Origin of the sequence: Phocaeicola faecalis, from assembly GCF_021730445.1 — a bacterium.
GTDB classification, from domain to species: Bacteria; Bacteroidota; Bacteroidia; order Bacteroidales; family Bacteroidaceae; genus Phocaeicola; species Phocaeicola faecalis.
In genome coordinates, this window is sequence record NZ_JADNRM010000029.1 from 18,789 (window position 1) to 27,418 (window position 8,630).

The following is an 8,630-nucleotide window of genomic DNA, read 5'->3' on the forward strand; positions in this document are numbered from 1 at the left end:
GTTCTGCAAAGACTTTGGTAATTTCGTTCATAGGTATGGCGACTCAAGAAGTGGCAATAAAGCCCAACTTGAATATTACATTAAAACCTGATACTGAGACCCTTGAAGAGGTAATTGTCACAGCCTATGGTACAGCGAAAAAGTCAGCTTTTACAGGTTCTGCATCTGTGATAAAAGCAGATGAGATTGGAAAAGTACAGACTTCAAATGCGACCGAAGCTTTGACTGGTAAAGTTTCTGGTGTGCAGATAAGAACAAGCTCAGGTCAACCGGGTAAAAACTCCCCCTCAATCTTAATTCGTGGTATATCTTCTATTACTGCAGGCAACTCACCTTTGATTATTTTAGATGGAACTCCTTATGAAGGTGACTTGAACAACATTAACTCACAGGATATTGAATCTATGACTGTGTTAAAAGATGCAGCTTCCAATGCTCTGTATGGTGCACGTGGCGCTAATGGTGTCATTATGATTACTACTAAAAAAGGTACTTCTGGAAAAGCTACTGTTACTTTGGATGCAAAATGGGGTGTGAATACACGTGCAACTCAAGATTACAAAACGATTGATAATCCGGCACAATATTATGAACTTTATTATAAGGGATTAAAGGATTATTTTATGAATGAAAAATCATATTCCGCTGCCCAGGCTCATTTATTGGCAAACCAAAATTTATGTGCTTCAAACAGCTACGGTTTAGGATATAATGTATATACAATTCCTACAGGTCAGTATATGATTGGAGAAAACGGAAAATTAAATCCGAATGCAACTGTGGGTAATATGGTCAACTATAACGGACAAGACTATTTACTTACTCCTGACAATTGGTTGGATGAAGCTTATAAAACCAGTCTTCGACAAGAATATAATTTCAGTGTAGCGGCAGGAACGGACAAAGGCTCTTTTTACACATCATTCAGCTATTTAAAGAATGAAGGTATCTCTCCAAATTCTGATTATAGCCGTTTGACCGGACGTATAAAAGCTGACTATCAGGCTACTAAATGGTTAAAGATTGGTGTTAATTCATCATATACTCATTATGACTCAAACTCTTTGGGTGAGGATGGTAGCTCTGCTTCATCTGGTAATGTGTTTGCAGCTGCTACTAGAATCGCACCTATTTATCCATTGTATATTCGTGATGGAAAGGGTAACATCATGTATGATAAAAATGGCCTTAAAATGTACGACTATGGTGATAAAACAAATGCAGGTTTGGAACGTCCCGCATTTACCAAGTCAAATGCATTGTCTGACGCAATATTAAATACAAGAGAAGGTAATGGTAACTCTTTTAGTGGAAGTGCGTTTGCGGAAATCCGTTTTTTGAAGGATTTTAAATTTACCAGCACTAATGATGTTTATGTAGACGAGGGGCGTTCTACCACAGTAACCAATCCATATTACGGTTCATACGCTTCATCTAACGGTATTGTAAGCAAGACTCATGCTCGTATTTTTGCATATAATTTCCAGCAGTTGCTTAATTATACAAAAGAAATAGGCAAACATAATATTAATGTAATGTTAGGTCACGAATATAATAGATATGAATATTATAATTTGAATGCCAGCAAATCTAATATGTTTGATCCTAATAATCATGAATTGGCCGGAGCCGTTACTGATGGTTCACAGGACTCTTATACTACCTTATTGAATAGAGAGGGTTATTTTGGACGAGTGATGTACGATTATGGTGAGAAATATTTCTTCTCAGCTTCTTATCGTCGCGATGCCTCTTCACGCTTCCATCCGGATAATCGTTGGGGTAATTTCTGGTCAGCCGGTGCTTCTTGGTTAATATCTAAAGAAGATTGGTTTGATTATTCATGGATTAATATGTTGAAGCTTAAAGCTTCGTATGGTTCTCAGGGTAATGATAACATTGGTAATTACCGTTATGCAAATATATATACCATTAGAAATTCCAGTGGAAATCCGGCAGCTGTGCCAGAAACAATGGGTAACAAAGATATTACTTGGGAAACGAATGGTAACTTTAATGCCGGTATAGAATTTGAAATATTCGACAGACGTTTGACGGGTAGTGTAGAGTTCTTCTATCGTAAAACGAGTGATATGTTATTCTCATTCCCATTGCCTCCTACATTTGGTTATACTTCTTATTATGCAAATATTGGTGATATGCGCAATAGAGGTGTTGAATTAGAGTTGAATGGAACTGTTATCAAAACAAATGATATTACATGGGATATTCGTTTAAATATGACTAATTATAAGAATAAGGTGACATATTTGCCGGAAGAACGCAAAACGATGACAATGCCTGATGGAACAAGAGGTTATTCTAGTGGAAATTACTTCTATGGTGAAGATATACCATTATATACTTTCTATTTGAAAAAGTATGCTGGTGTTAATGAGAATGGTGAAGCTTTGTATTATGTACAAAAGAAGAATGAGGATGGTACTTATGGAGAGCGTGAAACCACAACAAAATATTCAGATGCCACTACTTACCTGTGTGGAACTGCACTGCCTGATGTGTACGGTGGTTTCGGTACTACATTTACCTATAAAGGATTCGACCTTTCTGTAGACTTTACATATCAATTGGGAGGCCAATGCTATGATGGAGACTATCAAAGTGCTATGAATTCTCCTACTTCTCAGGGAAAAGGAAATGTAATGCATGCAGACTTATTAAATGCTTGGAGTCCTGAGAATCCTAATTCAAACATACCTCGTTTCCAATTTGCAGATTCATATTCGGCAGCTTCTTCAGACCGATTCCTGACTAGCGCTTCTTATCTGACTTTGCAGAATTTGAACTTGGGTTATACTTTGCCTTCTAATTTATGTCGTCCAATGGGATTGGAAAAATTACGTATTTATTTGGCATGTGACAATGTATGGACTTGGTCGAAACGTCAGGGATTAGACCCGCGCCAAAGCATCAGTGGTTCAGGAACAGCATCTTATTATGCTCCTATCCGTACTATTTCGGGAGGTATCACAGTTACATTTTAAATGACAAAAGACTTATACATTATGAAAAAAATATCAAAAATCATATTGGGTATATGTTGCTCTTCTTCATTACTGCTCAGCGGTTGTATTGAGGAAACGTTCCCTACTAACTCTGCAACAGACGAACAATTAACTTCTTCTTCAAAAGCAACGGAAGCTTTGTTGTGGGCAATGCCTGCCTTTGCCAATGATTTCAAAACCTGGAGTGCGGGAGATTACGACTGGGGGTATGGATCCATTATGCATGTCCGTGATGTCATGACAGAAGAAATGGTCATTAATGAAAGTAATTATGACCACTATTCAGCATGGGAACATAATCAGTATATAGGTCCGAATTATCTGACCACACAATGGATTTGGAATTACTTCTGGAAGTTTGTTCAAACCAGCAATAAATTGATTGCTGGTGTTGACCCTACCACTACTGATGAAACTTTATTAGGATATTTAGGAGCTGCATATGGATATCGGGCTTTTATTTATCTTGATATGGCACGTATGTTTGAGTTCTTGGAAAATGACAAGATTCCATCTGTTAATTCGAATGGCAATGACGTATTGCATTTGACTGTACCTATTGTAACAGAAACTATTACCGAGGAAGAAGCACGAAATAATCCTCGTGTTTCTCGTGAAAAGATGTTTGAGTTTATTGAAGGAGACTTGAACAAAGCAGAGGAATATATTAAGTATTTCAGCCGTCCAAAGAAAACATTGCCTGACTTGGCTTGTGTTTATGGCTTGAAAGCACGTTTATACATGTGGGTCGAAGATTATGCAAAAGCAAAAGAATATGCACGTAAAGCTATCGATACCGGCAAGTATATACCGACAAGTAAAGCTGATTGGACTAATACCACTTCTGGTTTTAATGACATTTCCGCTACATCTTGGATGTGGGGCTCAAGTGTACAAAAAGAAGATGATGTTGTTAAATCCGGTATTATAAACTGGACTTCATGGATGTCGGGTGAGGCTGCTTATGGATATGCGGGTGCCGGTCCTGTACCGATGGCGGATGTTCGCTTCTACAACAAGATTTCAGACAAAGACTTCCGTAAACTTTCATGGAAAGCCCCTAAAGGCAGTACTTTAGAAAGTCAGAATGAATATTGCAATCCCGCTAGTGCGGCAGATATGGCAGAGTATGCTTCTTTAAAATTCCGTCCGGGTTCAGGAAATGTTTCTGACTATAATGTAGGATCTGCAACTTCTTTCCCATTAATGCGTATAGAAGAAATGTATTTTATCGAAGCGGAAGCTGCTGCGCACTTAAACGCATCAGATGGTATCTCTTTAATAAATAGTTTTATGAAGGGTTATCGTTATCCGTCTTATGAATGTAAAGTGACTAATCAGGATGATGTCGTAGAAGAAATTGTTTTTCAAAAACGAGTGGAACTTTGGGGAGAAGGACAAAGCTTCTTTGATATCAAACGTCTGAACTTACCTGTTACTCGTGCTTACGAAGGAAGTATGCATCATGCAATGGGACGTTTTAATACTACAACTCGTCCGGCTTGGATGAACATTTGTATCGTTCAAACTGAAGAGAACAATAACAAAGCACTTCTCGGTTATGAAAATCCCGATCCAAGTGATTGTTATAAAGCTGAATAATAATTTGAGCTAACGTATAAAAAGAAACATTATGAAATCTATTAATACATTATTATCTGCATTACTCTTTCTGAGTACAGTTGTTGGTATTACATCTTGTACTGAGGAGGCTGATTATACTCCGGCGCAAAAGCCGGAGAATGCACAGGTTTATTTCGCTACAGATGAGGCATCGACTGTTTCATTGGAAACAGGCCAGCAATCTTTTATGGTGAGTATTTATCGTATATCTTCAAAAGGGGCGTTAACAGTAAATGTCACTAGTAAAGATGAAAGCGGTATTTTCACCATACCGTCTTCTGCAACTTTTGCTGAAGGAACGACTAAAGCTGAAATACCTGTAAGTTTTGATTTCGACAAGTTAGAACCGGAAAAGAAATATCCGATTTCATTTGTAATTGACGGGAACTCTGAACTTTCTGAATATGGTAATTCTGAGTTGGTTCTGAATGTTCAATATGCGCCTTGGGGAGCATGGGAAAAATTTGGTACCGGTGTTTATACATATTCATTGTATTGGGGAGGTAAAGACAGTTATGATATTTATCGTAAACAATCCTTGATTGATGCCAATCAATTTCAGTTTAAAATCTCTCCATGGGGAGCAAATAAAGATACAGAACTTATTATTGACTATAATAAGTCTACCAACCAAGCTAAAGTGTATAGAGAAACTCAGGTGGCTACTCATAGTACATATGGTGCAGTTTATGTTTCTGATGTCGTTTATTATATTGATAATATTCAGGGGGGAACGGGAAGTTACGAAAAATATCCATGTACTTTTAATCCTGAAACAGGACTGTTTTCTTTAAATTTGATTTATTATGTTGGAGCTGGTACTTTTGGTAATGGTATTGAAACATTCCAATTGGATGGTTTCAAACAATATGATTATAGCATAACAATGACTAATAAAGGAAATTATATTGACCTTGATAAACAGGACAATGCGGTTATTGGTTTCGTTGCTGGTACGGATGTGAATTTCTATAAATATTCATTAGCTGCCGGAGCGCTGTCTGATAAGGACGTGGAAAAAGTAGCTGATGGCATTATTGACGGAAGTATTGAATCAACAGAAGCTAAAGGAGACAATAGCATAGCATTCCCACTGTCTGAAACAGGAAAATATACAGTTGTAGCCGTTACTTATGATGAAAATGAAGAAGTACAACTCCATAATGCGTTAATATTTGATTTTGAACCGGCAGGTAAACCGAATCCTTGGGTTTCATTAGGCAATTGTGGCTATACAGACGATTTTGTATTCACTTCTTATTTTAAGACCGAAAGTGCTGATGACGTAGCTTCTTATCCTGTAGAAATATATGAGAATAAGGAGCAACCCGGAATGTTCCGTTTGCAGAATCCTTACGGACCGGAAAGTTTCTATGGAGAAGTTGAAGGAGCAGTATTTGCTGATGGAAATCATAATATTGTAATTAATGCAACAGATCCTGAAGGGGTATATATAGAGCTTCAATCAACAGGACTAGATTTAGGAGATGCAGAGATTGGTATATATTCCATGGCTGGTTATTATTTGGATGAAGGAAAGACATTGGAAGAGGTTAAGGCTGCAGGAGTATGTGGTACTTATAAAAATAATATTATAACTTTCCCGAAAGAGGCTTTAGCAATTGTTTTAGGTGAAAAGATGTATAAAGCCAATACCTATGGCGCTTGGAAAATAGACATGAATGCATTGCAAAAAACAAACAGGTCGGTTTCTACATTTAATTGGAACTCTTTGCAGAAGTCTGTTTTTGCAGGGAATTCATTAATGTCTGTTCCTGATTATCGAATTATGCATGTAAGAGGACAAAAGGTCGATACTCAAAGAGTGGTTAAAGTACGTAACTTTAAATACTAAAACTCAATAAAATGATAGTGCATCCTATAAAAGGGTGCACTATTGTTATATGGCTCTACATAATAACCAATAAACTCAATCTTATGAAACACTTCGTTCATGTCTTTCTTCTATTATCAATGTGTTTCTGTTTTCAAGCACAAGCACAGGGTCTAAAGGCCTTTAAGTTAAAAAACGGCATGTCAGTCTTTATCTGGGAGGATGCCGGNAATAACCAATAAACTCAATCTTATGAAACACTTCGTTCATGTCTTTCTTCTATTATCAATGTGTTTCTGTTTTCAAGCACAAGCACAGGGTCTAAAGGCCTTTAAGTTAAAAAACGGCATGTCAGTCTTTATCTGGGAGGATGCCGGCAAGTCGGATGTCTTTGGAGAAATCGCCGTCCGTACGGGTGCCGTCAATGACCCCGAGCAGTACACGGGTCTGGCCCATTATCTGGAACATGTCATGTTCAAAGGTACACAGAAGATCGGAGCCCTGGACTGGGACAAGGAAGCTCCGATTTATGAGGAGATCATAGCCAAATATGATGAAATGGCGGGGGAGAGCGATCCGGTCCAAAAGGAAGCTATCGGAAAGGAAATAAACCGCCTTACTATTGAAGCAGGCAAACTCAGCCTTTCCAATGAGTTCTCCGAACTCATTGAAGGGATGGGAGGAACAGGCCTTAACGCCGGAACGAGTCTGGACTACACCGTGTTCTATAACACTTTTCCTCCCTATCAGATAAACAAATGGCTGGAAATCTCTTCCGAACGGTTTGTGAACCCTGTTTTCCGTACATTCCAGAATGAGCTGGAAACCGTTTATGAAGAGTATAACCGCAGCAAGGACAATCCCAGCCGCCAGACCAGTGAGTTTATGATGCAGCAGGCCTTTGCCGGCCATCCCTACTCACGGTCAATACTTGGTTTGGGGGAACATCTGAAGAATCCCCGCCTGAGCCAGCTTATCAAATTCTACGACGACTGGTACACCCCGGAGAATATGGCCCTTATTCTGGTGGGGAATGTCGATACCAAGAAAATAATGGGACGCATTGCCGCAGCTTTCGGCAAGCTGCAGCCCAAGGCCACTCCCGAGCGTAAGGTGTATCCTGACTTGGACATCAAGGGGCGTGTGCAATACAACACCAAGTTTTCCCAGTATCCCTCTGTCATGCTGGTCTATAAGGGGGTGAAGAACGGCCATCGGGATGAGACCGCGCTGGAGATTTGTATGCAGTTGCTCAGCAATACCAACCAGACCGGCCTGCTGAACAAACTGACGATTGACGGTGAGCTTTTGGGAGGGGATGCCTCCCCCGTGACCTTCCGTGAGCAGGGAAGGAATATCATTACCGGTGTCCCTTCCTATGATAATAACCAAAGACGTTTTGAATCCAATAAAAGTGTCGAGAAGAAGTTGTTGAAGGCTGTCCAACAGATAGCCAGAGGTGATTTCGAACCGTGGGTTGTAGAAGCCGTCAAAGCCGGCATGTGTCGGGATTTCGACTTGCGTATGGAGTCCAACAACTTCAAGGCCAGCCTTCTGGAGGATGCCTTTATCAATGAGCGGGACATCAACCAGGTGTTGAATTATAAGGATGTTGTCATGGGAATATCNATGAGCGGGACATCAACCAGGTGTTGAATTATAAGGATGTTGTCATGGGAATATCCGTTGATGATATCAAACGGGTTGCGAGAGAGTATCTGACGGACAATTACCTTGCCATTTACAATGAAAAGGGCAAGCCGGATAAGGGTCAGAAGATTAAGAAGCCTGACTATAAGCCCATCGAGCCTCCCGTAGGACAGTCCTCCCTATATGCCCGGCAGTTCAAGAACATGGCCATCAATAAGGTGGAGGAAAAGTTTGTTGACTGGAGCAAGGTGCAGGAACGCAAACTCAATGACTACTCCCATGTGTACTATACCCGGAATGAGGATAACGAAGTGTTCACCTTATTATTGAAATACGGTGTCGGCTCGGAAGTCTTTCCCCGCCTTGAATATGCCGCCTCGCTGATGAACAATGCCGGTATCATGGGAAGTTTCGAGCCCCAAGAGCTGAAGGAGGAGTTGAGCAAGCTGAATGCGACGTGTGTCGTGGATGCCGATGACAGCTATCTGTATGTGACA

General features: G+C 39.8%; 3 protein-coding genes and 1 pseudogene. All 4 read left to right on the plus strand.

Features of this window, described 5'->3' with window-relative positions:
* Positions 1-35: 35 nt before the first annotated feature.
* Positions 36-3,005, plus strand: coding sequence for a SusC/RagA family TonB-linked outer membrane protein (locus tag IR173_RS17405; RefSeq protein ID WP_237040781.1), 2,970 nt, complete (start codon positions 36-38; stop codon positions 3,003-3,005).
* Positions 3,006-3,026: 21 nt separating this feature from the next.
* Entirely contained in the window at positions 3,027-4,628 is a 1,602-nt protein-coding gene (locus tag IR173_RS17410; protein WP_237040782.1) for a RagB/SusD family nutrient uptake outer membrane protein, read from the plus strand.
* Positions 4,629-4,659: 31 nt separating this feature from the next.
* The gene (locus tag IR173_RS17415; RefSeq protein WP_237040783.1) at positions 4,660-6,504 is read left to right on the plus strand and encodes a hypothetical protein; all 1,845 of its coding nucleotides are present in this window, start codon (positions 4,660-4,662) and stop codon (positions 6,502-6,504) included.
* 231 nt (positions 6,505-6,735) lie between these two features.
* Positions 6,736-8,630: pseudogene (locus IR173_RS17420) on the plus strand (M16 family metallopeptidase); the annotation flags it as partial.